The 24,527-nt window shown below is 71.0% G+C and carries 23 protein-coding genes; 14 read left to right on the forward strand and 9 right to left on the reverse strand.

Going from position 1 to position 24,527, the window contains the following annotated elements:
- Window positions 1–51: 51 nt before the first annotated feature.
- Window positions 52–1,515 (reverse strand): family 43 glycosylhydrolase, encoded by a 1,464-nt coding sequence (locus ACQPZX_RS30270; RefSeq protein WP_433362406.1) that lies wholly within the window; start codon window positions 1,513–1,515, stop codon window positions 52–54.
- Between the two features lie 161 nt (window positions 1,516–1,676).
- On the opposite strand from ACQPZX_RS30270, the gene ACQPZX_RS30275 reads away from it, so the two are divergent.
- Genes ACQPZX_RS30275 through ACQPZX_RS30285 form a run of 3 tightly spaced genes read left to right on the forward strand, consistent with a single transcriptional unit; the run spans window position 1,677 to window position 5,102 of the window.
- A complete protein-coding gene (locus tag ACQPZX_RS30275; protein WP_433362409.1) occupies window positions 1,677–3,287 on the forward strand; it encodes an ankyrin repeat domain-containing protein in 1,611 nt (536 codons plus the stop codon).
- 15 nt (window positions 3,288–3,302) lie between these two features.
- Window positions 3,303–3,752, forward strand: a complete 450-nt coding sequence (locus ACQPZX_RS30280) for a nitroreductase family deazaflavin-dependent oxidoreductase (protein WP_433362412.1) — start codon at window positions 3,303–3,305, stop codon at window positions 3,750–3,752.
- A 3-nt stretch (window positions 3,753–3,755) separates the two neighbouring features.
- Entirely contained in the window at window positions 3,756–5,102 is a 1,347-nt protein-coding gene (locus ACQPZX_RS30285) for an ATP-binding protein (protein ID WP_433362415.1), read from the forward strand.
- A gap of 125 nt (window positions 5,103–5,227) precedes the next feature.
- Here ACQPZX_RS30285 and ACQPZX_RS30290 read toward each other — a convergent pair whose 3' ends face one another.
- Complete coding sequence (locus ACQPZX_RS30290; protein WP_433362418.1) at window positions 5,228–5,473, reverse strand: DUF5999 family protein; 246 nt, start codon at window positions 5,471–5,473, stop codon at window positions 5,228–5,230.
- A gap of 85 nt (window positions 5,474–5,558) precedes the next feature.
- Here ACQPZX_RS30290 and ACQPZX_RS30295 point away from each other — a divergent pair, with 85 nt between their 5' ends.
- Window positions 5,559–6,212 (forward strand): response regulator, encoded by a 654-nt coding sequence (locus tag ACQPZX_RS30295; RefSeq protein WP_433362421.1) that lies wholly within the window; start codon window positions 5,559–5,561, stop codon window positions 6,210–6,212.
- Here ACQPZX_RS30295 and ACQPZX_RS30300 read toward each other — a convergent pair.
- On the reverse strand, window positions 6,209–6,553 hold the full coding sequence (locus ACQPZX_RS30300; RefSeq protein ID WP_433362424.1) for a response regulator: 345 nt from the start codon (window positions 6,551–6,553) through the stop codon (window positions 6,209–6,211). The two genes, ACQPZX_RS30295 and ACQPZX_RS30300, sit on opposite strands and share 4 nt — an antisense overlap.
- A 40-nt stretch (window positions 6,554–6,593) precedes the next feature.
- On the reverse strand, window positions 6,594–8,828 hold the full coding sequence (locus tag ACQPZX_RS30305; protein ID WP_433362427.1) for a putative bifunctional diguanylate cyclase/phosphodiesterase: 2,235 nt from the start codon (window positions 8,826–8,828) through the stop codon (window positions 6,594–6,596).
- Window positions 8,829–8,963: 135 nt separating this feature from the next.
- Here ACQPZX_RS30305 and ACQPZX_RS30310 point away from each other — a divergent pair, with 135 nt between their 5' ends.
- The gene (locus ACQPZX_RS30310) at window positions 8,964–10,052 is read left to right on the forward strand and encodes a glycoside hydrolase family 19 protein (RefSeq protein ID WP_433362430.1); all 1,089 of its coding nucleotides are present in this window, start codon (window positions 8,964–8,966) and stop codon (window positions 10,050–10,052) included.
- Here the strand turns inward: ACQPZX_RS30310 and ACQPZX_RS30315 are convergent.
- Entirely contained in the window at window positions 10,049–10,456 is a 408-nt protein-coding gene (locus tag ACQPZX_RS30315; protein ID WP_433362433.1) for a MerR family transcriptional regulator, read from the reverse strand. The genes ACQPZX_RS30310 and ACQPZX_RS30315 overlap by 4 nt on opposite strands.
- A gap of 52 nt (window positions 10,457–10,508) precedes the next feature.
- Between ACQPZX_RS30315 and ACQPZX_RS30320 the strand changes: the two genes are divergently transcribed.
- Together ACQPZX_RS30320 and ACQPZX_RS30325 are read left to right on the forward strand one after the other, a co-directional pair.
- Window positions 10,509–11,273, forward strand: a complete 765-nt coding sequence (locus tag ACQPZX_RS30320) for a methyltransferase domain-containing protein (protein ID WP_433362436.1) — start codon at window positions 10,509–10,511, stop codon at window positions 11,271–11,273.
- A 7-nt stretch (window positions 11,274–11,280) separates the two neighbouring features.
- The gene (locus ACQPZX_RS30325) at window positions 11,281–12,669 is read left to right on the forward strand and encodes an SMI1/KNR4 family protein (RefSeq protein ID WP_433362439.1); all 1,389 of its coding nucleotides are present in this window, start codon (window positions 11,281–11,283) and stop codon (window positions 12,667–12,669) included.
- On the opposite strand, the gene ACQPZX_RS30330 is transcribed toward ACQPZX_RS30325, so the two are convergent.
- Window positions 12,662–13,447, reverse strand: a complete 786-nt coding sequence (locus ACQPZX_RS30330) for an aminoglycoside N(3)-acetyltransferase (protein WP_433362442.1) — start codon at window positions 13,445–13,447, stop codon at window positions 12,662–12,664. The two genes, ACQPZX_RS30325 and ACQPZX_RS30330, sit on opposite strands and share 8 nt — an antisense overlap.
- A gap of 169 nt (window positions 13,448–13,616) precedes the next feature.
- Here ACQPZX_RS30330 and ACQPZX_RS30335 point away from each other — a divergent pair, with 169 nt between their 5' ends.
- Together ACQPZX_RS30335 and ACQPZX_RS30340 are read left to right on the forward strand one after the other, a co-directional pair.
- A complete protein-coding gene (locus ACQPZX_RS30335; protein WP_433362445.1) occupies window positions 13,617–14,639 on the forward strand; it encodes an alpha/beta fold hydrolase in 1,023 nt (340 codons plus the stop codon).
- 205 nt (window positions 14,640–14,844) lie between these two features.
- Entirely contained in the window at window positions 14,845–17,784 is a 2,940-nt protein-coding gene (locus tag ACQPZX_RS30340) for an Ig-like domain-containing protein (RefSeq protein WP_433362448.1), read from the forward strand.
- A 152-nt stretch (window positions 17,785–17,936) separates the two neighbouring features.
- On the opposite strand, the gene ACQPZX_RS30345 is transcribed toward ACQPZX_RS30340, so the two are convergent.
- Complete coding sequence (locus tag ACQPZX_RS30345) at window positions 17,937–18,095, reverse strand: hypothetical protein (protein WP_433362450.1); 159 nt, start codon at window positions 18,093–18,095, stop codon at window positions 17,937–17,939.
- 170 nt (window positions 18,096–18,265) lie between these two features.
- On the opposite strand from ACQPZX_RS30345, the gene ACQPZX_RS30350 reads away from it, so the two are divergent.
- Window positions 18,266–18,727, forward strand: coding sequence for a nitroreductase/quinone reductase family protein (locus tag ACQPZX_RS30350; RefSeq protein ID WP_433362453.1), 462 nt, complete (start codon window positions 18,266–18,268; stop codon window positions 18,725–18,727).
- Here ACQPZX_RS30350 and ACQPZX_RS30355 read toward each other — a convergent pair.
- On the reverse strand, window positions 18,724–19,170 hold the full coding sequence (locus ACQPZX_RS30355; protein ID WP_433362456.1) for a MarR family winged helix-turn-helix transcriptional regulator: 447 nt from the start codon (window positions 19,168–19,170) through the stop codon (window positions 18,724–18,726). The two genes, ACQPZX_RS30350 and ACQPZX_RS30355, sit on opposite strands and share 4 nt — an antisense overlap.
- 61 nt (window positions 19,171–19,231) lie before the next feature.
- Between ACQPZX_RS30355 and ACQPZX_RS30360 the strand changes: the two genes are divergently transcribed.
- The gene (locus ACQPZX_RS30360; RefSeq protein ID WP_433362459.1) at window positions 19,232–20,791 is read left to right on the forward strand and encodes an MFS transporter; all 1,560 of its coding nucleotides are present in this window, start codon (window positions 19,232–19,234) and stop codon (window positions 20,789–20,791) included.
- 7 nt (window positions 20,792–20,798) lie between these two features.
- On the opposite strand, the gene ACQPZX_RS30365 is transcribed toward ACQPZX_RS30360, so the two are convergent.
- Complete coding sequence (locus ACQPZX_RS30365; RefSeq protein WP_433362462.1) at window positions 20,799–21,230, reverse strand: universal stress protein; 432 nt, start codon at window positions 21,228–21,230, stop codon at window positions 20,799–20,801.
- A 138-nt stretch (window positions 21,231–21,368) separates the two neighbouring features.
- On the opposite strand from ACQPZX_RS30365, the gene ACQPZX_RS30370 reads away from it, so the two are divergent.
- From ACQPZX_RS30370 to ACQPZX_RS30380, 3 genes are read left to right on the forward strand one after another with little or no spacing between them, the layout of a single operon-like run.
- Window positions 21,369–23,219, forward strand: a complete 1,851-nt coding sequence (locus ACQPZX_RS30370; protein WP_433362465.1) for an MFS transporter — start codon at window positions 21,369–21,371, stop codon at window positions 23,217–23,219.
- A 56-nt stretch (window positions 23,220–23,275) separates the two neighbouring features.
- A complete protein-coding gene (locus ACQPZX_RS30375; protein WP_433362468.1) occupies window positions 23,276–23,797 on the forward strand; it encodes a PadR family transcriptional regulator in 522 nt (173 codons plus the stop codon).
- A complete protein-coding gene (locus tag ACQPZX_RS30380) occupies window positions 23,794–24,525 on the forward strand; it encodes an ABC transporter ATP-binding protein (RefSeq protein WP_433362471.1) in 732 nt (243 codons plus the stop codon). The genes ACQPZX_RS30375 and ACQPZX_RS30380 overlap by 4 nt, the downstream gene beginning before the upstream one ends.
- The last annotated feature ends 2 nt before the right edge of the window (window positions 24,526–24,527 follow it).

A 24,527-nucleotide genomic window follows, 5' to 3' on the forward strand; every position in this document is an offset into this window, starting at 1 on the left:
CGCGGCCCCCGCAGGGAGGCCGCGCCCAGGCTGGTAGCGACAGGGCCAGGCTTACTCCCCGGAGGGGGCGGTCAGCGTGACGCCCAGGCCGACCGGGGAGCCGAAGTTCGGCGTGCCGTCGGCGTTCCAGGTGAACTTCTGCGCCCGGGTCGAGCGGTTCAGGTCGCAGTTGCCGCCCGGGTTGTTGGTGGCGTGGTAGACGATCCAGTCCTCGGTGCCGTCCGGCGACTTGAAGAAGCCGTTGTGCCCGGGGCCGTAGACGGCGGCCGCGTTGTTGCGCTGGAAGACCGGGGTCGACGACTTCACCCAGGATGACGCGTTCAGCGGGTCGCCGCCGTTGTAGGTGAGGATGCCCAGCTTGTAGTCGGGCGTGGAGCAGTGCGAGGCGGAGAAGACGATGAACGTCTTGCCGTTGCGCTGCAGCACCTCGGCGCCCTCGTTGACGGCGCCGCCGACCGTCTCCCAGCTGTAGGTGGGATTCGACAGCAGGTGACGCGTGCCGGCCGCGGTCCACGGGTTGGACAGCTCACGGATGAAGTTCGGCTGGCTGCCGTTGTAGAAGGTGCCGAGCAGGTACAGCTTGCCGTTGAGCTGCAGGATGCTCGGGTCGAGCTCCCACGTGTTGTTGGCGGTCGGGTCGAGCAGGTCGGCCTTGAACGTGTACGGGCCCATCGGGTCGGTGCCGGACGACTCGAGCACGTGGATGCGCTGCGTGCCCAGGTTGTACGGCTCCTGGCCGGCGACGTAGTAGAAGTACCAGCGGGTGCCGCTCGGGCCGGTGAGCAGGTGGAACTCGGGCGCCCACATGGTGCCCGCGCCGTTGGGCCGGGTCAGCGTGAAGATGGTCTGGTCGGTCGCCGAGGCGAGCCCGCCGAGCGTCGCCGACTTCCGCATCGTGATCTTGTTGTTCCAGGTCGTGGTGGCCAGGTAGTAGAAGCCGTTGTAGTACGTCAGCCACGGGTCGGGTCCCTGGACCTTCAGCGGGTTCGTGAAGGTCTTCGTGGTGCCGCCGCCGGTGGGGAAGCCGGCCAGCCGCCAGACCCGGGAGGCGGCCGTCGTGCACGGCAGCTGGACCAGCCCGGCGTTGGCGGCGGACGAGTCGCCGGCCGGGACGATGCACTTGCCGGAGTGGACGGCGGCCAGGTTGAACGTGTTCGTGCCGACCGGGCGCAGCTGGAAGCGCTGGTTGTTCTGCCCGTTGCACGGCCACTGGATGATCTGCGCGTTGTCGGCGGTGCTCACGCCGTACACGTCGACGCAGTTGGTGTTGGCGGGGGTGGCGATCGTGTACGTGTCGCTGCTGCCGGCGACGGGCGTCAGGGTGAAGGACTGAGCGCAAGTCGCCTGGGTGAGCTGCAGCGCCGCGGTGGTCGCGCCGCCCGGGACGGTGACACAATTTCCGTTCGCGGTGTTGGCGATCGTGCTGGAGAAAGTTGTCGCGGCTAAGGCGCGACCGGGGACCAGCAGGGTGAGTAAGAGCGAGGCGGCGAAGATCGCCGCGGCACACCGTTTCATCGCGATTTCCTTTCGGGGGCAGGAAACCGACGGGGGGCGGGGAGGCGCCCGGCGGTCGAGCGAAAACCTTTTCAGGACCATACCATCGCTGCACTGTGCTCTTTGGACACAGCATTGCCGAAAGTTTCTTCCGAAATGTTTTCGGCACTAGGATCATCGACGTGGAGGAGCCGGCGATCATCCGCGTCGCGCGTGACGGCGACCTGGAGGCGGTCCGGCGGCTGCTCACCGGCGATCGAGAAGCGGCTTACGCACGGGGCTGGATGGGCGAGACGCCGCTGCACGCGGCGGCGGCAGGCGGATCCGAGGTCGTGGTGCGGGTGCTGCTCGACGCGGGCGCGTCGCCACGGGCCCGGCGCGACAACGGCGACACTCCCCTGCACCGGGCCGCGAGCGCGGCGATCGCGGATCTCCTGGTCCGGGCCGCGCGCGAGGGCGGGCCCGACCAGCACAACGAGTTCGGGGAGACCCCGCTGCACACCACCCGCGACGGAGGCGTGGCCGCGGCGCTGCTGCGCCATGGTGCGTCGCTGACCGCGCGAAACTTTCTCGGCCGGTTGCCGCTGCACGAGACCGGCGTGGCCAAGGCGCGGGTTCTGCTCGCGGCCGGCGCCGAGGTCGGCGTTCCCGACGACCACGGGCACACGCCGCTGCATCGGGCGGTGTGGGAGGGCGATGCCGGAGTGGCCGCGCTGCTGCTGGCGGCCGGCGCCGATCCGGCGGCGCGGGACGAGAACGGGGCCAGCCCGGTCCACTTGGCCCGCCGCCGCGGGCCGCTGGCGGTGCGTGACCTGCTCGAGGAGGCGCTCGACGGCCGGTCGCTGGCCGAGGCGTCCGCCTCCGGAGTACGCGGGCTGCAGGTGGACGGCAACGGGCGGGCGTTCGGCATCGTCGGGCACGCGACGTTGGTGCGCCGGCGGCTCGGCGATCCGCCACACCTCGATGTGGGCGAAACTTCGCGCCGGGAGGTTGTCGTTGCGACGGAGCACTCCCGCATCCGCCGCCTGGCGGTCCATCCGCGGCGGCCGCTTATCGCGGTCGCCCCCTCTGAAGCGCCGGTTGAGTTTCGCGGCGATGACTTCGCGGCCGTCGAGGTGCTGGCCGGCCTCGTGGATGTCACCGCCCTGGCGTTCTCGCCGGACGGGCGGTGGCTGGCGGCGGCCACCGATGACGAGCGTGTGCTCCTGGTCGACGTGGACACTCGCGCCATCACGGCCGAGGTCGAAGGCGGTGAACGGACCGGGAGCGTGGCCTTCTCCCCCGACGGGTCGTTGCTCGCGTCGGCCTGCGTCTTCCAGGGCGGAGCGCATGTCCGGGTCGACAGCGTGTTGCCCGGCGGCGGCCTCGCGCCGGTCGCCGAGGTCGAGAGCTTCGCCGACGTGATCCCGGCGGTGACGTTCGTTACCGGCGGCCGGGGCCTGGTTTTCGTGGAACTGTCGCAGCCGCGGAACCGGCCGGGGAGCGAGAGAGCGCTGGTCCTGGCCGACCCGGCGAGCGGCGAGGTGCGCGAGCGGCATGCGATCGACGCCGGATCCTCGACTTTCGCGATCGGGAACGGCCGGATGGTCGCACTTGGACTCGACGGCAGCGTCGTACTGTTCGACGGGGACGAAACTTTCTCCGGCACGGCGGAATCTGTCGCTGTGGACGGGTCGACCGGCACGCTTGTCGTGGCCGGCGGCGAGGGACTGCGGCTGTTCGGGCCGGGCGGGAACGCGTACGGGAAAGTCATCGACAACAATCGCAGCGGGACGGCCGCACCCGGCCGGTGAGGCGAGGAGATCGCGTTGGGCTTCGACACCACCCGCAAGGGCACTCATGGCGCACGCCAGCCGCGCGGACCGCTGCTGAACTGGGCCAACCGCATGACGATCAAGCGAATCCGCGGCGGCAAGGCCGGCGAGATGGTGGTGCTGACCACCGTGGGACGCAAGAGCGGCGCGACCCGCGAAACCCCGGTGCGTAGTTTTCCCGGCGACGACGGCGCCTGGCTCATCGTGGCGTCGGCGAACGGCGCGGCGGCGAACCCGGCCTGGTACTACAACCTCGCCGCGAACCCGGAGGTGACCATCGAGGTCGGCGGGCGGAAAGTTGCCGTGAGCGCGACGCAACTTGCCGGCGCCGAGCGCGACGAGGCCTGGCGGCGGATCAGCGACGCGGCGCCGCGGTTTGCGGGCTATCAGCGCAAGACCGACCGCGAGCTGCCGGTCATCCGGCTCACCGAACGGGCCGCCTGACGCGTGCGTTCCCGGCTGCCCTTCCCGGCCGAGGTCGCGCTCGCGATCATCGCGGGGGTGGGCTCGTTCGTCGTGTCCGCGCTCGTCTGCTCGGCGACTCGCGGGCACGTGCCCGACCTGGTGATGGGGCTGGCGCTGCTGGTCGTGGTGCTCGGGGTCGCGCGCACGGCGGGGATCCTCTACGCGCTGCCGAGCGGGGTCGCGGCGATCCTGGCGTACGACTGGTTCTTCCTGCCGCCGCTGCGTGACGTCAACGACGCGGCGTACGCGGTGCTCGGCCTGTTCATCGTGATGGCGGTGATCGTCGGCTCGGTCACCACCTCGACCGGGCGGCGGGCGCTCGCCGCCGAGCGGGCCCGGGGCGACCTGGCCGAGACGCAGGCCTCGCTGCGGCGGCTCGCCCTGCTCATCGCGCGGGGCGAGTCACCGCGGTCGGTTTTCGCGGCGGTCACCCGGGAGGTGCTGCGGCACTTCGGGAGCGGCACGGCGCGGCTGGTGCGTTTCGAGCGCGACGGCGGCGCGACCGACGTGGCGGTCGAGGGCGCGGTGACGCCGGCCGACGAGCTGGTCGCGAAAGTTCGCGAAACTGGCCGGGCCGCCCAGGACGGCGACGCGCTCGGCATGCCGATCCACGTGGACGGGCGGGTCTGGGGCATGTTCCTGGTGTGCTCGGAGGATCGGCTGCCGCCGGACTCGGAGGCGCGGATGGCCGAGTTCACCGAGCTGGTGGCGACCGCGGTGGCCGACGCGCAGAGCCGGGCCGAGCTGGTCAGCTCCCGGGCCCGGATCGTGGCGGCCGCCGACGAGGCGCGGCGGCGGATCGAGCGGGACCTGCACGACGGGGCGCAGCAGCGGCTGGTCGCGCTTTCGCTGCGGTTGCGCACGGCCGAGGCGGAAAACCTTCCCGAGCTCGCGGTCGACCTGACGACGGTGATCGACGAGCTGCGTGAGCTGTCCCGGGGCATCCACCCGGCGGTGCTGACCGACTCGGGGCTGCGGCCGGCGTTGCGGGCGCTCGGCCGGCGGTCACCGGTGCCGGTCGAGGTCTCCGCCGAGCTCGCGGCCAGATTGCCCCAGGCGGTGGAGGTCGGCGCGTACTACGTGGTGTCGGAGATGGTGACCAACGCGGTGAAGCACGCGGACGCGTCGGTCATCGCGATCGACGCCTCGGTCGACGGCGACACGCTGGTGCTGGTCGTGCGCGACGACGGGGTCGGCGGCGCGGACGAGGCGAAGGGGTCGGGGCTGGTCGGGCTCAAGGACCGGATCGCGGCGCTGGGCGGGACGTTCGAACTGGTCAGCCCGGCGGGTGGCGGCACGACGGCGACCTGCCGGATCCCGGTCGGCTGAGCCGCGCGGGGGCCGGGCGCCACAGCCGCGTCGGCACCCCCGGCCGCCGCGCCCCGCCCGGCACCGCAAAGCGGCCTCGGCGCGGCACCGCAAAGCAGCCGCGCCCCGGCACCCGGAAACCGGTGCTAGGCCGCGAGCGGGACGCGGGCCTTTCGCGGTGCGCGCCGGCGCAGCGGCGTGACCGTGGAGGGCGTCACCGCAGCGGGCGTCGCGGCGGCGGGTGTGAGCGTGGCCGGCCGGGCGGCGGCGTCGAGGACGATCGCGCCGTTGCACAGCATGCTCCAGCCGAGCTCGGCGTGGTGGACGAGGACGTGGGCGGAGTCCCAGCCGGGCTGGTCGATCGGCGGGCACTCGGGGTGGTGATCGCACATACCAAGAGCCTCGCGAAAGGCGGCCTTCAGCACATCGAGGCCAGCCCGACTCCTCGTTACCGGCTAGCCGGTATTTAATGCTTCCGTGACGGGTCTTCGAGTGGTGCTGGCGGAGGACGACGTCCTGCTGCGCGAGGGGCTGGCCAGCCTGCTCGAGCGGTCGGGCCTGACCGTGCTAGGCCAGGCCGGCGACGGCGCGGAATTGCTGGAGCTGGCGCGGAGCACGAAACCCGACATCGTGGTCGCCGACGTGCGGATGCCGCCCACGCACACCACCGAGGGGCTCGAGGCCGCCCGGCAGCTGCGCAAGGAGCTGCCCGAGGTGGGGATCCTCGTGCTTTCCGCCTACGCGGACGTCGACCAGGCCATGGAACTGCTCGCCGGCGGGCGCGCCATCGGGTACATGCTCAAGAGCCGGATCACCGACGTCTCCGAGTTTCTCGCCGCGCTGGAAAGAATCGCCGACGGCGGCTCGGTCATCGATCCGGGCCTAGTGGCGGAGCTGGTCACCGCCCGGCGGCGCAACGACCCCCTGGCCGTGCTCAGCGCGCGGGAGCGGGAAGTCCTGGGGCAGATGGCCGAGGGGCAATCCAACGCCGGCATCGCGCGGCGGCTGTTCATCACCGAGGGCACGGTCGAGAAACACGTACGCGGCGTGCTCACGAAACTCAACCTGGCCGACACCGACGACCATCACCGGCGGGTGCTGGCGGTGCTGGCGTTCCTGGAAGCGCGTTAGTTTCGCAGCAAGTTTCGCACCGCGGTCGCGGAAAGTGCCGTTTTCGCGAGGAAACCTATCGCGGGACTTTCGTCGATCAGGTCGACGTAGTCGTCACCCGAGTGCGTCGAAATCATGATCACCGGGGTCGGCACCAGACGCTCGGCGAGGTCGAAGCCGCTCTCGCCGCCGAGGTTGATGTCGACCAGCGCCACGTCGGGCCCGAGGTCGGCGGCCTGCCCGACCGCGTCGGCGATGTGCCCGGCCACGCCGACGACGGTCAGTCCCTCGCGCTCGAGCAGATCGCGGGCGGCGGCGAGGAACTGGGAGTTGTCGTCGACGAGGAGGCAGCGCAAGGTCACGGTTCCAGGGTGACAGGCATTTGCCGCGTACGCATTCCTGCTAACCCGAAACAGCAACCGTCGAACCACTCCAATCGGGTGAGACGGCGATCATGTCGCTGATGGCGGCGGCGTCGACCGGGCGGGTGTAGAAGTAGCCCTGTGCGGCGTCGCAGCCCAGGTCGCGCAGTTTCTCGAGGGTCGGCTCGTCCTCGACGCCCTCGGCGATCGCCCGCAGGCCCAGCGCGTGGGCCAGGGCGATCATCGCGCGGACGACGCCCTCGCGGGCCGGGTCGTCGGTGAAGTCGGAGACGAAGCTGCGATCGATCTTCAGGGCGTCCCAGTGCCGGTCGGCGAGCCGGGACACCGACGAGTAGCCGGTGCCGAAGTCGTCGACCGCCACCGCCACGCCGTGGCGGCGCAGCTCGGCGAGGGTGCCGGTCATGACCGCCTCGTCGACCAGCGCGGTCTCGGTGACCTCGAGGATCAGCGCGGACGGCGGCGCGTCGTGCGCCTTCAGCGCGGCCAGCACGACCGGGATGAGGCGGGTGTCGTTCAGCTGCCGGGGTGACACGTTGACCGCGATAGTCGGGCGCCAGCCGAACTCGGCGAGCCAGCCGTCCTGGGCGGTGAGCACCTGGTCGAGGACCTGCTCGAAGAGCTGGCCGATGATGCCGTGCGTCTCGGCGTGCGGCACGAACTCGTCGGGCGAGAGCAGGCCGCGCTCGGGATGCTGCCAGCGGACCAGCGCCTCGAGGGCGTAGAGCCGGCCGGTGACCAGGTCGATCTCGGGGTGGTAGTGGCACAGCAGCTCGCCGTTGACCAGCGCGTGCCGCAGCTCGGTGTCCAGCCGCAGCCGGGCGCTGGCCGCCGCCGCGTACCGGTCGTCGAAACGCTCGGCGCGGCCGCGGCCGCCGCTCTTGGCCTGGTACATCGCGGTGTCCGCGTCGCGGAGGAGCTCGGCCGGGTCGGCCTGGTAGTCGTCGGTGGTGCGCACCCCGACCGAGACCGACGGGAACAGCTCGACGCCGTCGATGACGATCGGCTCGGTGAACGTGGTGACCAGCCGCTCGGCGACCGCGTCGGTGTCCTCCTCGGTCGCGCCCGGCATGAGGATCACGAACTCGTCGCCGCCGAGGCGGAAGACGATGTCGTGGTCGCCGCGGACGGTGGCGACGATGCGATCGGCGATCGTCACCAGCATCCGGTCGCCGGCCTCGTGGCCGAGGCTGTCGTTGACGTCCTTGAACCGGTCGAGGTCGCAGAAGAGCAGCGCGACCTTGCTGCTGCCGTCCGAGGGCAGCTCGGCCAGCGCGAAGGTGAGCCGGCGCAGCAGCTCGGTGCGGTTGGGCAGGCCGGTCAGGCCGTCCTGGGTGGCGCGGCGGCCCATGTCGCGCAGCGGGCGGCGGATGCGCACCGCCGCCAGCGTCGCGGAGACCAGCACGGCCAGGGCGACGAGACGGGCCGCGCCGTGGGCGCTGATGGCCGCGTACGCGTCGAGCGCCAGCACCCCGGCGATGACGACCAGGTAGCGGCGGACGCTGAGAATGTTCGTGGAAACGTGCAGCGGCACGTTGAGCTGGGGCATCTGGGGGTGCAGCGCCGCCGCGCCGAGCAGCAGTGGCATCAGCATCCAGCCCAGGTCCATCCAGCCGCCGGCGACGTAGGTGCCGTTGAGGCTGGCGGTCGCGTAGTAGGCGTCCGGGATGAACCAGCAGACCATGCCGGCCACGAGCAGCCGGGCCGGCATCTTTCGCATCTCCATGGAAAGACCGGCGCGCAGCGCGCCGAACAGCACGATCAGGGTGCCGACCGGGGTGACCACGGCGACGAGTACGGCCAGAGCGTTGCCGCCCTGGTCGTGCAGGGTCGGGCCGATGATGTGGATCCAGTACTGCAGCGCCAGCGGGACGGTCAGCACGCCGGCCTCGAGGAAACTGTCGCGGCCGGCGTGGTGGCTCAGGCGTACGACCGCGGCGGCGGCGAGCAGATGCGCGGCGATGTAGAGGATGTCGGCGACCGACGGGAACGGCGGCTCCGCCTGGAACAGGTCGTAGCCGGCGAAGATGATGTCGCCGACCGCCGAGAGGCTTAGCGCGGTGGCCAGCATCGTCCAGGCCGAGCGGTTCCGCGGCCGGTTGCGGCGCAGGCCGATGAACGCGGCGATGCCGCCGGTCGCGTTGACCAGCGGGAAGATCCAGTTGGTGACCTGGTTCGACGGCAGCACGATGTACGCGACCGCGACGACCGTGCCGGTTAGCAGGTACCACAGCCACGCGCGATCACGGTTCGGCATGCAAGGAGCCTCACTCGGAGCGGGGGTGGGACTCCGTGTTCATCGGCGTGGGCGCCGGAAACTTGAACATTCGACGTTTGCCCCTATGGGTAAGGTTTCTTTACAATTGACGTGGCATTTGACAATGTCGATGCCATGACTCGAAAGCGCCTGCTCACAGTGCTCGCCGCGGCGGTGATCTCCCTGATCGCCGCGGCGGGAGCGGTGATCCCCAGCACGGCATCCGACGCGGCCGCGGCCTGCGTCACCCCCTACAACAACGCCTCGGTGTACACCGGAGGCATGACCGCGTCCTACAACGGCCACAACTGGACCGCAAAGTGGTGGACGCAGGGCGAGGCGCCCAGCACCGGCGGCTCGGGCGTCTGGCAGGACAACGGCTCCTGCGGCTCGACCGGCGGAGGCGGCGGAGGCGGTACGACCTGCAACTACCCGAACTGGGTGGCCGGGCAGTACTACGCGGTCGGCGCCATCGTGCGCTACACGAACGGCCTCTACTACCAGGCAACCCACGAGAACCCCGGGTACGACCCGACGATCAGCACCTGGTTCTGGTCGCCGTACAGCTGCTCGGGCGGCGGGGGCGACACCGGCGGCGGCGGGAACAGCGGGTTCGTCGTCTCCGAGGCCCAGTTCAACCAGATGTTCCCGGGGCGGAACTCCTTCTACACGTACGCCGGACTCACCGACGCGATGCGCAAGTATCCCGCCTTCGCGACCACCGGCAGTGACACCGTGAAGAAGCAGGAGGCCGCCGCCTTCCTCGCCAACGTCAGCCACGAGACCGGCGGGCTCGTGTACATCGACGAGATCAACCAGGCGAACTGGCCGCACTACTGCGACTACTCGCAGCCCTACGGGTGCCCGGCCGGGCAGTCGGCCTACCACGGCCGCGGCCCGATCCAGCTGAGCTGGAACTTCAACTACTACGCGGCCGGCAACGCGCTCGGCGTCGACCTGCTCAACAACCCCGGCCTGGTCGGCACCAACTCGTCGATCTCCTGGCAGACCGGCCTCTGGTACTGGATGACCGGCACCGGCAACGCCGGCACCACCTCGCACAACGCCATGGTCAACGGCCAGGGCTTCGGCACCACGATCCGGGCCATCAACAGCATCGAGTGCAACGGCGGGAACCCGGCGCAGGTGCAGAGCCGCATCAACCTGTACACCCAGATCGCCGGCATCCTCGGCGTCCCCACCGGTGGCAACCTGAGCTGTTAGTCGTGATCCATCGCCTTGGCCACCGCCACGCCGTCGACCCGGGACAGCACCATCTCCTGGAATCGGGGGCAGGCGCGGTGGTCACGGTGGCGGCACCGCAGGCCGTGTTCCAGCATTTTCGCGGAAAGTTCCAGCTGGGTCAGGCGCTCGCGCACCTGGGCCAGCTGGCTTTCGAGTTTCGCCCGGCGCAAAGCCGGGTCGTCGAGGTCGCGGATGTCCTCGAGGCTGAAGCCGGCCGCCTTGCAGAGCTGGATCTCGGCGACGCGGGCCACGTGGGTGTCGTCGTACACCCTTCGTCCCGCGACGCGCCGTTCCGGCTCCAGGACGCCCACATCCTCCCAATGCCGCAGGACATGGGTGGCCAGGCCGAAGCGGGCCGCCAGCTCGCCGATCGAATACTCCACCGGGATCGCCTCCGTTGACTTCAGGTCGACCTTAAGTCGCATAGTCGGCGGCATGCACAGTGCCTTCACCGATTCCGAGAACCTGATCCGCATGCTCGACGCGGCCGAGTCCGTCCCCGGGGCAGCCGAGCTCCGCCTCCGAAGCTATGAGCAGTTGACCCTGAAACCGGGCGCGACCGTCGTCGACGTGGGCTGCGGCGCCGGACGGGCGGTGGCCGAGCTCGCCGCGCGCGGGGCCCGGGCCGTCGGGGTGGATCCCGACCCGGTCATGATTCGCGCCGCTCAAGAAAGATTCCCTGCCATAGACGTACGGGAAGGGGATGCTCTTTCATTGCCTCTGGCCGACGGCGAGGCGCACGGGTATCGGGCCGACAAGGTCTTTCACGTGCTGCCGTCGCCGTCCGACGCCTTGGCCGAGGCCCGGCGGGTGCTCGCACCCGGCGGCCGGATCGTGCTGGTGGGGCAGGACTGGGACACCATGGTGATCGACTCGTCGCTGCCGGAGGTGACGCGGCGGATCGTGCACGCGCGGGCCGGCACGATCACCCATCCGCGGATCGCTCGCGCCTACCGCAACCTGCTCCTCGACGGCGGCTTCGAGGACGTCACGCTCGAGGTGCACACGGCCGTCTTCACCGACGCGAGCGCGAAACTTTTGCTGCCGTCGCATGCCGCCGCGGCCCGGTCAAGCGGCGCGGTCAGCGAGGCGGAGGTGGCGGAGTGGCTCGCCGATCAGGACGCCCGCGCGGCGGCGGGACGCCTGATGATCGCCGTGCCGATGTTCCTGGCCGCCGGGACCCGCGCGCCCTCTCTATAGTGGCGGCGTGATAATCGCGGCTACGTCGACCGGCGTCGATTGGCGGGTGGCGGCCACGGTGCTGGCGGCGGCCGCCGAGGTGCCGGTCGCGATCGTCGTGGTGGGTGGCAGTCTCGCGGCGGACGATCCGATTCGCGACCATGTCGCCGCGGTGCTCGAGCTGACCGCGGCCGGCGAGCTGAGCCTCGAGCGGGCGCGGAACATGGTCGTGACCGTGAACTGGGCGCACGGGCTGGTGCTCGTCGGCGCCGACGCGGGGCTGCTCGTGCCGATCGGGCGCGACGGGTGGACGCTGGCCGACCTGGCCGCAGCCGTGAACGCGCCGGCCGTGGTGGTGACCGGGCCGGGGCCGGATGCGGTCAACCACACCACGCTGGCGCTCGGGGCGCTCGCCGGCCACGGGATCGCCGCCTCCGTCGTGACGATCGGCGAGGTCGACGAGGAGAGCCTGCCGGTCACGCCGGCCGGGCGGATCCCGGCCGAGCTGCCGGACGACCTCGCGGGAGCCGCCGAGTGGCTCGATCCGGTCCTGCGCGCGACTCCCCCGCCGCCGCCGGTCACGCCCGCGGCCGCCCCGGCTTCCAGCGGGAAACGGCTTGTCCTGGGCCTGCTGGCGGTCTTCGCGGCGATGGTTCTCGTGGTGTGCGGGGTGGCCTGGTTCGGGCGCGGCTCCTCCGACGTGGAGTACCGCCTCACCCAGGTGCCGGCCCCGCGGTATTCGGCGTACATCGAGCCCTTGCCGACTCGGGCCGCTCCCCCGCGGACGCGGACGGCGTTCAACGCGTGCCCGCAGAACGCCGGCACGGTCACCGTCGCCCGGCCGGACGCGGCGACCACCGCCCGGGTCGGCGCGGCCTGGCAGCGCATCGAGAAGTGGCTCGCCAAGCATGCCCCGGCCACCACCCGCACGCTGCGACCGGGCGCGCCGGCCGCGCGGATCGACGCCGTCCAGCGCCAGATGTCGGTGGCCTTCCCGCCCGACCTGGTCGCGTCGCTGCGCCGGCACGACGGCGCCACCTCGATGGCCGGGTTCGCGCTGCCGCCGTTCTACGTCCTCGAGTCCGTCGAGGAGATCGCCGGCGACTGGAAGGTGACCTGCGGCGTCCTGTCCGATCAGGACACGGGGGGCGGGGAGAACCCGTGGTGGGACAAGGCGTTCGTGCCGTTCGCCCAGGACGGCGGCGGTGGTTGCCTGTTCGCCGACCAGCGGGCCGGCGGCCACGGGCGGATCGGCGAGTTCTACCCGGAGGACGGCACCAACTTCGAGCGGTGGCCGGCCTCTTTCGTGGAGTTTCTGGAAATCACCGCGACCTCGCTGGAAACCGGGCGTCCGTACGCGGGCCGATATCGCGCGCAAGTCGGCAGGGACGGCACGCTCGACTGGGACATCATCTGAAGCGGCGCATCCACGAGGTGGCGAAGTCGACCAGCTCGGCCTGCGGCATCAGCCGGGCGACCGCGTCGCCGACCATCCCGACGGTGAGGTCGCCGTTCATCTCGTACGCGGTGCCGAGCTCGGCGAAATCGGAGCTGTCGGCGAGCGGCGCCTTCCAGGTGACCCAGCGGGAAGTGCCGTCGGGAAGGCGCACGGCCGCGCCGTAGTCGGACATCACCGGGTGCTCCTGCCGGCTCTCGGCCAGGTGCAGCGAGGTGTTGCGGTCGTGACCGCAGCCGATCAGCAGCACCCGGCCGCGCAGGCGGTAGATCGCGCCGAGCGGCGAGGCCTCGCCGAGGCCCTCCTCCAGGCGGTGGTCGCGCACGACAGTTTCCGCTTGGGCGCCGATGGCGGCGAAGGACATCTGCGGGTGGTCGCTGCGCAAGGCGCCGGGCCACATTCGTACGATCTCCGGCAGCGTCCCCACCCACCAGCTCGGCGTGATCGCCGGGTCGAAACCGGGGCTCTGCTCGCGGATGACCGGCCACCACTGCTCGGGGACCGGCGGGTTCCGCCAGGCGGCCGGGTCGGAGTTGAAGGTGGTGTGCGTCGGCACCACCAGGGTGCCGGCCGCGCCGAGCACGTCGAGCAGAGCCTGGGCGACGGCCTGCGCGAGGCCCGCGACGAAACCGATCGCGCGCAGCGAGGAATGCACCAGCACGGTGTCCCCGGCGGCCAGCCCGAGGGCGCGCAGGTCCGCGGCCAGCGAACCGGCGGTGTGCGGCAGGCTCTGCGTCACCCGGCCAGTATGCCGAGGATTCCCGGTGGCGCACGTCACGCACGGGACCGGTGTTGGAGACGAACCAATGCGGTCGCGCCGCCGGGGCCAGTGGGTCTTCCTGGTTCCCCGCCGGGCGGGGCGTGTGAGCGTGAGGACAACTCCATCACCGTCCACCAGGGAGAATGTCATGGAGCAATTCGGAGACCGGCGAAAGTTTCTGCGCACGAGCGGTGTCGCGGCGCTGGCCGCCGGGGCGGCGCCGCTCATCGGGAAGGCCGGGGTGGCGCAGGCGGGCACTTCCTCGCCGCGGCACGGTTTCGGGCCGGTGCGGCAGATCGACGCCGGCGTGCTCAGCCAAGGCTACGTCGAGCTCGGGCCGGCGAACGGGCGGCCCGTCATCCTCATGCACGGCTTCCCGTACGACATCCACAGCTACGAGGAGGTCGCGCCGCTGCTCGCGGCCCGCGGTTACCGGGTGATCGGGCCCTACTTCCGGGGGCACGGCAGCACCACGTTCAAGTCGGCGTCCACGCCGCGCAACGTCGACCAGGCGGCTTTCGCGGTCGACATCCTCGCGCTGATGGACGCGCTCGGCATCCGGCGGGCGATCCTCGCCGGGTACGACTGGGGGTCACGCACCGCGGACATCATCGCGGCGCTGTGGCCGGAGCGGGTGAAGGCGCTCGTCTCCGTCACCGGGTATCTGATCACCAACCTGGCGTTCAACAAGGAGCCGCTGGAGCCGGCCGCCGAGAACGACTGGTGGTACCAGTACTACTTCACCACCGACCGGGGCGTGGCCGGGCTGACCAGGTACACGTCGCTGATGGGCGAGTTCATCTGGAAATTCAACTCGCCGACATGGAAATTCTCGGACGCAACTTACGCGCGGACGGCCGCCGCGTTCACCAACACCGACTACGTGCCGATCGTGATCGGCAACTACCGGTGGCGGCTGAGCCTGGCGCCGTCCGAGCCGGAGTACGCCGACATCGAGGCGAAGCTGCAGGACGCGCCGCCGATCGCGGTGCCGACCATCACCATCGACGGCAAGTACGACCCCTTCACGCCGGACGGCAACGGCAGCTCGTACCGGTCGCACTTCACCGGCAAGTACCGCCACCGCACCTTCGACGTGGGCCACAACGTGCCGCAGGAGGCCCCGCGCGAGTTCGCCCAGGCGGTCGTGGACGCCGACCGTATGAGCTGACCCGCTAGTTCCGAGTGTCGTGAACGGGGGACTGCCCGCAATCGCCCCGCCGAAAGGGGCGATTGCCCGCGGAGCGAAGCGAAGCCAGCCAGCTCAGTTCTTCCGGACATGTCCATAGATCCGAGGTTCCACGGTGGAGCGAAGACTGCTTACGTGAGACGCACATTCATGAGAAGACTGACCCCAGCCGAGACGACATGGGGGCATGCCGATGTGGACGTGGGTGTTACTCGCGAGCGCCACGCTCGTGGCGCCGGTGGGCACGACGCCGCTGGCGAGCGTCAACTTCCAGCCGGCCTCCTCGGCCATCCCGTCCGGCTACGTGGCCGACACGGGCGCGGCCTACACGGCGAGCCGCGGCTACGGGTGGGTGCGCCAAGACAACGGCGCCCCACTCGACCTGACTCGCAACACCCGTGATCGCGCCCGCTCCGGCATCGACCCGCGGCTCAACACCGTGATCCACATGCAGTACGGCGACGTGAGCGGCGGCACCAACGGCGTGGCCACGGCGGGGGCCTGGCAGTATGCGGTCGCGCCGGGCACCTACACGGTGACCGCGTCGGCCGGCGACCAGCCGAGCTACGACAGCGTGCACGTGGTCCGGGTCGAGGGCGTGACCGCGATCGATCACTTCCGGTCGACGGCCGCCGCCGAGTACGCGACGGGCACGGTCACCGCGCCGGTGGCGGACGGGCAGCTCACCGTGGACGCGATCGGCGGCACCAACACCAAACTCAACTATCTGCAGGTCAGCCGGGTGGTCTACGACTCGTCCGCACCGGCTGCGCCGGGCGGCCCGACCGCGCTGGCGGGCGACCATCAGGTGGTGCTTTCCTGGGCTCCCAGCACGAGTACAGATGTGCTGGGCTACCGCGTCTACCGGGACGGTTCGGTGATCACCGGGCCGGGAGTGATCACCACGGCCGGGTTCGCGGACACCACTGTGACGAACGGCGGCTCTCACTCGTACGCGATAAGCGCCTTTGATCTTTCGGGGAACGAGTCCGTCCTGTCCGGTGCGGTGAGCGCGATCGCGTCGGCCACCGCGGTGAAGGTCAACTTCAGCGATCAGGCCACCGCTCCCCCGGCCGGCTATCTGGCCGATTACGGGCAGGCGTTCGGCGCCCGCGGGAACGGCCAGACCTACGGGTGGGTGTCGCTCGACGAGGGCACGCCGCTCAGCCTGGTGGGCAACGGGCGCAATCGAGGATCAAGTGCCAATTCAGACGTACGCCTGGCGACGCTGATCCATACGCAACTGCCGTCCGGGTCGGCGGGCGTGCACACGCCGGGACGCTGGGAGCTGGCCGTCCCGAACGGGCTCTACACCGTGACCGCCGCGGTCGGCGACGCCGGCACGGCCGTCGACAGCGTGCACTACGTGAGCATCGAGGATCAGAACGCGGTGGCCGCCTTCGTCCCGGCCGCCGCCACCAAGCACGCGATCGCGACCCGCACGGTGACGGTCGCCGACGGCAAGCTCACGCTCAGCCCGCAGGCCGGCACCAACACCAAGCTCGACTACGTCGACGTGGCCAGCGTGCCGGCGGCGGCCGCGATCCCGGCGGTCCGCGCGGTGACGCCGGCCAACCTCGCCACCGGTGTCGAGCCGACCGCGAGCGTCGTGGCCGACCTGCGGCTGCCGTCCGGCGGGGTCGACCCGGCCTCGCTCACCGCGAGCAGCGTGCGGCTCACCCGGGTCACGGACGGCGCGGCCGTCGACATCAACGTCATCACCAGCGGCGGCGGCGACGTGGTCAACGCCTCGCCGCGGGCACCGCTGGCCGCGAACACGCTGTACCGGCTCGACATCACGGCCGCGGTCAAGGATGTGGCGGGGCACGCGTTCGCGCCGTACTCGATGGTCTTCGGCACCGGGAGCGCGGGCGGCGGCGGACCGGCCTTCGACAAGGTCGCCAGCGGCGCGGTCAGCGCGCAGTACACGAGTGTCGTGAAGGGACCGGACGGGCGCCTGTACGCGGCGACGCTCGACGGGCACCTCTACCGGTACCCGATCAACGCGGACGGCACGCTGGGCGCGCCAGTCGTGATCGACACCGTCCGCAGCCACGCCACCGCCGCGGGGCTGCCGGGCGCGCCGGACCGCACCATCATCGGGCTCGCCTTCGACCCGGCCTCGACGGCGGCCGCGCCGATCCTGTGGATCAGCGACAACTACGAGTTCGTGGGCGCCTACGACGTGCCCGACTGGTCCAGCAAGATCGCCCGGCTGAGCGGGCCCGACCTCGGCACCTACACCGAGGTCGTCACCAACCTGCCGCGGTCGGTGAAGGACCACGAGACGAACTCCCTCGCCTTCGGGCCGGACGGGGCGCTGTACTTCCCGCAGGGGGCGAACAACGCGATGGGCGCGCCCGACGGCGCCTGGGGCAACCGGGCCGAGCACAAGCTCAACGCGGCCGTGCTGCGCCTCGACCCGGCGAAGCTGCCCGCCACCCTGCCCCTCGACGTGAAGACCGAGGACGGCGGCGCCTACAACCCGGCGGCGGCGGGGGCGGCGCTGACGCTGTACGCGACCGGCGTGCGCAACGCGTACGACCTGGTCTGGCACCGCAACGGGCACCTCTACACGCCGACGAACGGCTCGGCGGCCGGCGGGAACACCCCCGCCTCGACCACCGGTTGTCCTGGCTACAGCGGCCCGGCGGTGCCGGCGATCACCAACAACCCGCAGGCGGAGACCGACTACGTCTTCGACGTGAAGCAGGGGCGCTACTACGGGCATCCCAACCCGGCCCGCTGCGAATGGGTGCTGGCCGGCGGCAACCCGACCGCGGCGGCGGATCCGTTCCAGACCAACGCTTACCCGGTCGGCACGCTGCCGGACGCCAACCTCGACCTCGCCGGGATCTACGACGCCGGGCTGCACGCCTCGGCCGACGGGGCGATCGAGTACCGCGGCGGCGGCGGCCTGGACGGCCGGCTGCTGGTGGTCCGCTACTCCGACGGCCAGGACATCATCGCCTTCGACGTGGCGGCGAACGGGGCGCTCTCCCATCGCCGGAGCGTCGTCGCCGGGTTCAGCCAGCCGCTGGACCTGACCGAGAGCAACGGCAACCTGTACGTGACCGAGCTGGGGGCCAGTCGCATCACGCTGCTGCGTCCCCACGTGGGGGCGTGACACTGCCGCCGCGACCCGCTGGGGAATTCTCGGCACTCGCCGTGATGGCCTGCCTGGCCGCGGGACGCACCGAGAGTCCCCTCATGCCGTGGGACACCGACGCTCGAGGTGAGGGGACTGCTCGACGAGATCCGCGGCCAGATCGGCGTGACCTATCGCTGACCCTGCTTGGCGGCGAGCTCCTCCATCGCGTTCACGTACTGATGGTCGGTGATGTCGCCGGCGGCCACCTGGGCCGCGAGGACGCCCTCGGTGCTCGACGTCGAGGGGTCGGCCCGCCAGGGACGGGCCGCGGCGGGCTCGCGGCCCACCCGTTTCCATACACACAGCGCGCAGAAGGATAAAACGGCCAGAACAAATACGTAGACGAACATCAGGCCCCCGTTCAACTCCGAAGTCCCATGCTGGGACGGCGGCCGGGTTGATCGGAAGGTTCGCGTCGGCTTGGCGACGCTGAGCTCTCGGGTGGGACAGTCACGCCATGGCCAACGATCAGCTGCCCAAGACGCTCCGCTTCCAGGGCGTGGCGAACCGGATCGTCCGCGTGCTGCTGCGCACCCCGCTGATAGCGCGCGGCGTCGGCACCCGCTTGATCACCGTCTATGTCGTCGGGCGGAAGTCCGGCAAGCGCTACACCGTGCCGGTCGCCTACACCGCTCACGAGGGCGCGCTGCTGATCGGCACGCCGTTCGCGTGGGCGCGCAACCTGCGCACCGGCGACACCGTCGACGTCCGCTACAAGGGACGCCGCCGCCGGGCCACGGTCGAGGCGCTCACCGACGAGGAGGGCGTGATGCGGGGGTACGGCGTGATCGCGCGCGACAACCACAATTTCGCCGGCTTCAACTCCATCGCGCTGGACGCCGGCGGGAACCCGGCCGAGGCCGACCTGCGCCGCGCCTGGGAGATCGGCGGCCGCGTCATCCGCCTGACGCTCGCCTAGAGCGTGGGGATCTCCTCGCCCTCGGTGGAGGCCTCGGTCATGCGCTGCAGCCAGGCGTTGACGACCGCGATCTCGTCGGCGGAGAAGCCGGCCGCCAGCCGCGCCTCCACCTCGCGCACCGTCGGCACCGCCTCGGCGAGGCGCCGGCGGCCCGCGTCGGTGAGGAAGATCTGCTGGGTGCGGCGGTCGCTCGGGTGCGGGCGCCGCTCGACCAGGCCGGCTCGCTCGAGGCCGCCGAGCATCTCGTTGGCGGACTGCCGGGCCGTGGAAACTTTCCGCGCCACGTCGGCCACCGACAGGCCCGGCGCCTCGTCGAGCATCAGCAGCGAGGCGAACTGGGCGACCGACAGGTCGTGCTGGACGAGCGCCTCGGCGACGACGCCGCGCAGGGCCAGCCAGGCATGGCGGACGAGGAACGTCGAGCAGCCGTCGGGTGGGTTCACGTGACCATTGTGCGTCAGACGGTATTGACAGGGACCTGACAATCTTGCCAAGGTGAGAAGTATGACCGTCAGGGACCTGTCATTGAGCGTACCGCGACAGCGGCGCGTGCTGTCCGTCCTCGTTTTCGCGGCGGTGCTCATCTGGATCGACACGACGATCCTGGGCATCGCGCTCGAGCGCATCGCCGACCCGCGCACCGGCCTCGGCGCCACCCCGGGCCAGCTCCAGTGGGCCGTCGGGGCCTACGCGCTGCTGTTCGCGACCGCGCTGTTCGCCGCGGGCGCGCTCGGCGACCGCTACGGCCACCGCACGATCCTCGTGCTCGGCCTGCTCTGCTTCGGTGCGGCGTCGGTCTGGGCCGCGTGGGCCGGGGGCGCGACCGGCCTGATCCTGGCCCGCGGGCTGATGGGGCTGGGCGGCGCCATGATGATGCCGACCTCGATGGCGATCATCGGGGCCACCTTCCCGCCCGAGCGCCGGGCCGGGGCGATCGCGACCTGGTCGGCCTCGGCCGGGGTCGGCGTCGCGCTCGGGCCGCTGCTCGGCGGCGTGCTGGTCGACCATTTCTGGTGGGGCTCGGTGTTCCTGGTCAACCTGCCGGTGGTCGCCATCGCGCTGGTGGGCATCGCTTTCGTCGTACCGAATCCGAAGCTGGCGGCGCGCCGCCGCCCGGACCCCATCGGTCTCGTTCTCTCCACCGCCGGGCTGGCCCTGCTCGCCTACGGCCTCATCGAGGCCGGTCAGGACACCGACTGGGCGCGCCCGCAGGTGTGGGCGCCGGTGCTCGCCGGGCTGGCGCTGCTGGCCGCGTTCACCGTCTTCGAGTGGCGCTCCCCCGAGCCGTCCTTCGACCCGCGGCTGTTCCGCAACGGCCGGTTCAGCGCCGGCAACCTCGCGCTCGGCGCGCTCTTCTTCGGCATCACCGGCCAGATGTTCTACGGAAATTTCTATCTTCAGGGCGCCCGCGGGATGACCGCGCTCGAGACCGGCCTGGCCTTCCTGCCGGGGGCCGTCGGCCTGGCCGCCGGCTCGCCGCTCGGTGCGCGCCTGGCCAGGCGGCACGGGGTGGGCCTGGTGAGCGGCATCGGTTTGCTCGTCGTCGCGGCGGCGTTTTTCGCGAATCTTTCGTTCGACATGGACACGCCAGTTGCGTGGTTCTGCACTGTCGGTTTCGTCAGCGGTGTCGCGATGGGCCTCGCGATCGCGCCGACCGTGGCCGCGGTCATCGCGGTGCTGCCGGTGGACCGGATGGGCGCGGGCTCGGCGGTCAACAACACCGTGCGGCAGGTCGGGAGCGTGCTGGGGATCGCGCTGCTCGGCACGATCCTGACCACCGCCTATCGCGACCGGATCGCGCCCTCGCTCGCCTCGCTCCCTTCCGGCACGCGCGACGCCGCGGCAGCCTCGGCCGAGCACACCCGAGCGGTCGCCGACGCGTTGCAGCGGCCGGACCTGGCCGACGCCGCCAACAGTTCCTTCATCGGCGCGATGCACGTGACCGCGGCGTCCGCCTCCCTCGTGCTGCTGCTGGGCGCGGCAATGCTGCTCGTCGCCTTCCGCCGGCGGCGCGGTCCGGCGCCGGCGCCGCAGACCCCGGAGGTGGCGCTGGAAAGCGTCTGAGTCGCGCTCAGCGGACCACGGTCACGGCGCATTTCGCGTACGCGGCGACGTGCTGACTCACCGAGCCCAGCACCAGCCCCGCGAAGCCGCCGTGGCCGCGATGGCCGACCACCAGCAGGTCGGCGGCGGCCGACTCGTCGATCAGCACCTTGGCCGGCCGGCCCTGCTTGACCTGGGCCTGGATCCGCACCGGCGGGTCCTCGCCCAGCTCCTCCTTGATGACCTGGACCAGCTCGTCGGACGTGCTCTGGCTCGGCTCGGGCACATAGTGCTCGGACACGCTGACGCTGCCCGCCGGCGGGAGCAGCGTGTGCTCCCAGACATTCACCACCAGCAGGTCCGCACCGTGATCCGCGGCCTCGGCGGCGGCCCAGGCGAGCGCCTTGCGACTGCCGGCCGATCCGTCGACGCCCACCACGATCGTTTTCCATTGATGCACGGCCGTCTCCTTCCCCGGGCCTCTCCCGAACGTATTACACGAGGTGAGGCACGTCGAGAGATCGACACCTGCGGTTGCGTGCGGTGCAGAACCGATTTAGCGTCGGTGACGTAGGTCACGTCCGTCGAAGGGGTCGCCATGACCACCACGACATCGGATTCCGTCGCCACGACCGGCCAGGCCGAGCGCAAGCCGCTGATGACCGGCAGCGCCATCCTGATGATGAACCTCGGGTTCTTCGGGGTGCAGTTCAGCTTCGGCCTGACCCAGTCGGCGGTGAACCCGCTGTTCCTGCTCATCGGGGCCGACCCCGATCAGCTGCCGATCCTGAACCTCGCCGGCCCGGTCACCGGGCTGATCATCCAGCCGCTGATCGGCGCGATCAGCGACCGCACCTGGAGTCCCCGCTGGGGCCGCCGCCGGCCGTTCGTCACGGCGGGCGCGATCCTCTGCGCGATCATCCTGTTCGCCTTCCCGTTCGTCGGCGTGCTCTGGCTCGGCGTGATCTGCTTCTGGCTGCTCGACGCCGGGAACAACACCTCGATGGAGCCGTACCGGGCGTTCATCTCGGACCGGCTGCCGAAATCCCAGCTCGCCCGCGGCTTCCTGACGCAGAGCATGTTCACCGGCGCGGGCGCGGTGCTCGCCAACATCTCGCTGTTCCTGCTGCAGAAAGTTTCCGCGCTCGACAAGACCGCCGGGAACGGGGTTCCGTACTGGATGTACGTCTGCTTCATGATCGGCACGGTGTGCATCCTGCTCACGGTGCTGACGGCGATGGCACGTACGAAAGAGATCGCACCGACGGACGAGGAACTGGCCGAGATGCGGTCGGCGCCCAAGGGTGTCGGGCATTTCGTCCGCGACATCGCCGACGCCGTACGTGCGATGCCGGTGGCGATGCACAAGATCGGCGTGGTGTTCCTCTTCCAGTGGTACGCGATGTTCATCTACTGGCAGTTCCTGGCGGTGAGCCTCGGCGAGACGATCTTCGACGCGAACCCGGAGCAGGGCGGCCCGGCGTGGGACAGCGCGATCGCCTGGAGCGGCCTGATGAACGGGGCCTACAACTTCGTCACGATGATCTCGGCGCTGTTCCTGGTCGGGTTCTCCCGGCGGCTGGGCGCCAAGCGAGTGCACGCAATCGCGCTCGGGCTCGCCTCGGTGGCGCTGATCTGGCTGGCGCACATCGGCAACCAGTACGTGGCGCTGATCTCGATGATCGGGCTCGGCATCTTCTGGGCGAGCGCGGTCGGCGTGCCGTACCTGATGGTGGCGAGCATGGTCCCGGCCAAGCGAACCGGCGTCTACATGGGCATCCTCAACATGATGATCGTGGTGCCGATGCTGATCGAGACGGTCACCTTCGGCTGGATCTTCAACTCGTTCCTGGACAGCAAGGGCTCGAACGCGATCCTGGTGGCCGGCGTGCTGATGGGCATCGGCGCCGTGGCGATGCTCTGGGTCAACCCGCCCGACGAGGCCGACGAGTCCCCGATCGTGCCGCTCGGCGCGAAGCGGAGCATCAGCGTGTACGAGCGGGTCGTGGTCGGCTCGGACGGCACCGCGACCAGCCTGTACGCCGTGGACCGCGCGGCTGAGGTGGCACAGGCCGCGCAGGCGAGGCTGGTGGTCGTCACCGCGTACCGCACGGACCCCGCCAAGAGCGAGCCGGCCGCCGGCATCCACCGCGAGCTCTTCGGCGTGGACACCGCGCGCGAGGCCCTCGAGAAGTCGGTGACCGGCCTGACCCGCGAGCGGGCGCGCTACATCGAGCAGCGCCTCGTCGAGGGCGACCCGGCGCAGGCCCTGCTGGACACGGTCGGCGCGAACCCGGCGAACCTCATCGTGGTCGGCAACCGCGGCCTGGGCGCGAGCGAGGGCCAGATGCTCGGCTCGGTCCCGGCCGGCGTGGTCCGCAACGCGGTCTGCGATGTGCTCGTCGTGCAGACCTCCGCACTGGACGAGGAACGTCTGTTCAAGGCTTGACACCTCCTTTAGCTAACCGTTAGACATGGGGCTAACGGTTAGCGGGAGGTGCGCGGATGCAGCAGGAAGTCGTGCTGGCGATGCTGGCCAAGGAGCCCACGCACGGTTATCAGCTGCGCGCCCGGCTGCGGGAGGCTCTCGGCCCGCTCGGCGAGGGGATGAACGCGGGACAGGTCTACGTCACGCTGACCCGCCTCGAGAAGGCCGGGCTGCTGACGGCCGAGCGGTCCGACGGCGAGCGCGCGGACCGCAAGGTCTACGCGCTCACCGCCGAGGGCCAGCAGCGGGTCGCCGAGTGGATCGCCGAGGTCAGCTGGCCGCGGCCCGACCTCGCCGAGTTCCACCTCAAGCTGATCGCGGCCGCCTCCGCCCGGCTCGCCGACCCACTGTCCATCGTGGACGCTCAGCGCCGCGAGCTGCTGCGCCGGCTGCGCGACGCCCAGCGCGCCGCGATGGCCGAGCCGGCCGGGTCCGGCGCGGCGCTGCTGCTGGAAGGTGTCGTGCTGCGGTTGCAGGCCGATCTGCGCTGGCTGGAGGCGTGCGAGCAGAGTTGGACTCGTCGAAGGAGCGAAAGGTGAGCATCGTGCTTCGCGCCCGCGGGCTGCGCAAGGAGTACGGCCGGGGCACCGGGCTGGTCCGGGCCGTCGACGGGGTCGACCTCGACATCGCCGCCGGCGAGACCGTTGCCGTCATGGGTCCCAGCGGGTGCGGGAAGTCCACGCTGCTGCACCTGCTCGGCGGCCTCGACCGACCCTCGGGCGGAGAGGTGACGCTGAACGGACGCCGCATCGACGACATCGGCGAGCGGGCCCTCGCCCGGATGCGGCGCACCGACATCGGCTTCGTCTTCCAGTCGTTCCACCTCATGGAGGAGCTCACCGCGGTCGAGAACGTCGAGCTCTCGGCGCTGCTGGCCGGGCGCTCGCCGCGCGCCGCCCGCCGCCGGGCCGGGGAGTTGCTGCAGCGGGTCGGCCTGGCCGACCGGGCGCGCTTCCTGCCGGCCGCGCTCTCCGGCGGCCAGCGGCAGCGGGTCGCGGTCGCCCGGGCGCTGAGCAACGAGCCGTCGATCGTCCTCGCCGACGAGCCGACCGGAAACCTCGACAGTGCCGCCACCTTGGACGTTCTCCGGCTCTTCGAGAGCCTGCACGAGGCCGGGCAGACGCTGGTCATCGTCACCCACGACGCGCGGATCGCGGCCACCGCCGACCGGATGGTCTCGATGCGCGACGGGGCGTTCGTCGACGAGACGCGGCTGACCGGCGGCACGACCGGGCAGCTCGGCGCCCTCATCGGGCTGGACGACTGACG

Origin of the sequence: Actinoplanes sp. CA-142083 (assembly GCF_050942195.1) — a bacterium.
GTDB lineage: Bacteria > Actinomycetota > Actinomycetes > Mycobacteriales > Micromonosporaceae > Actinoplanes.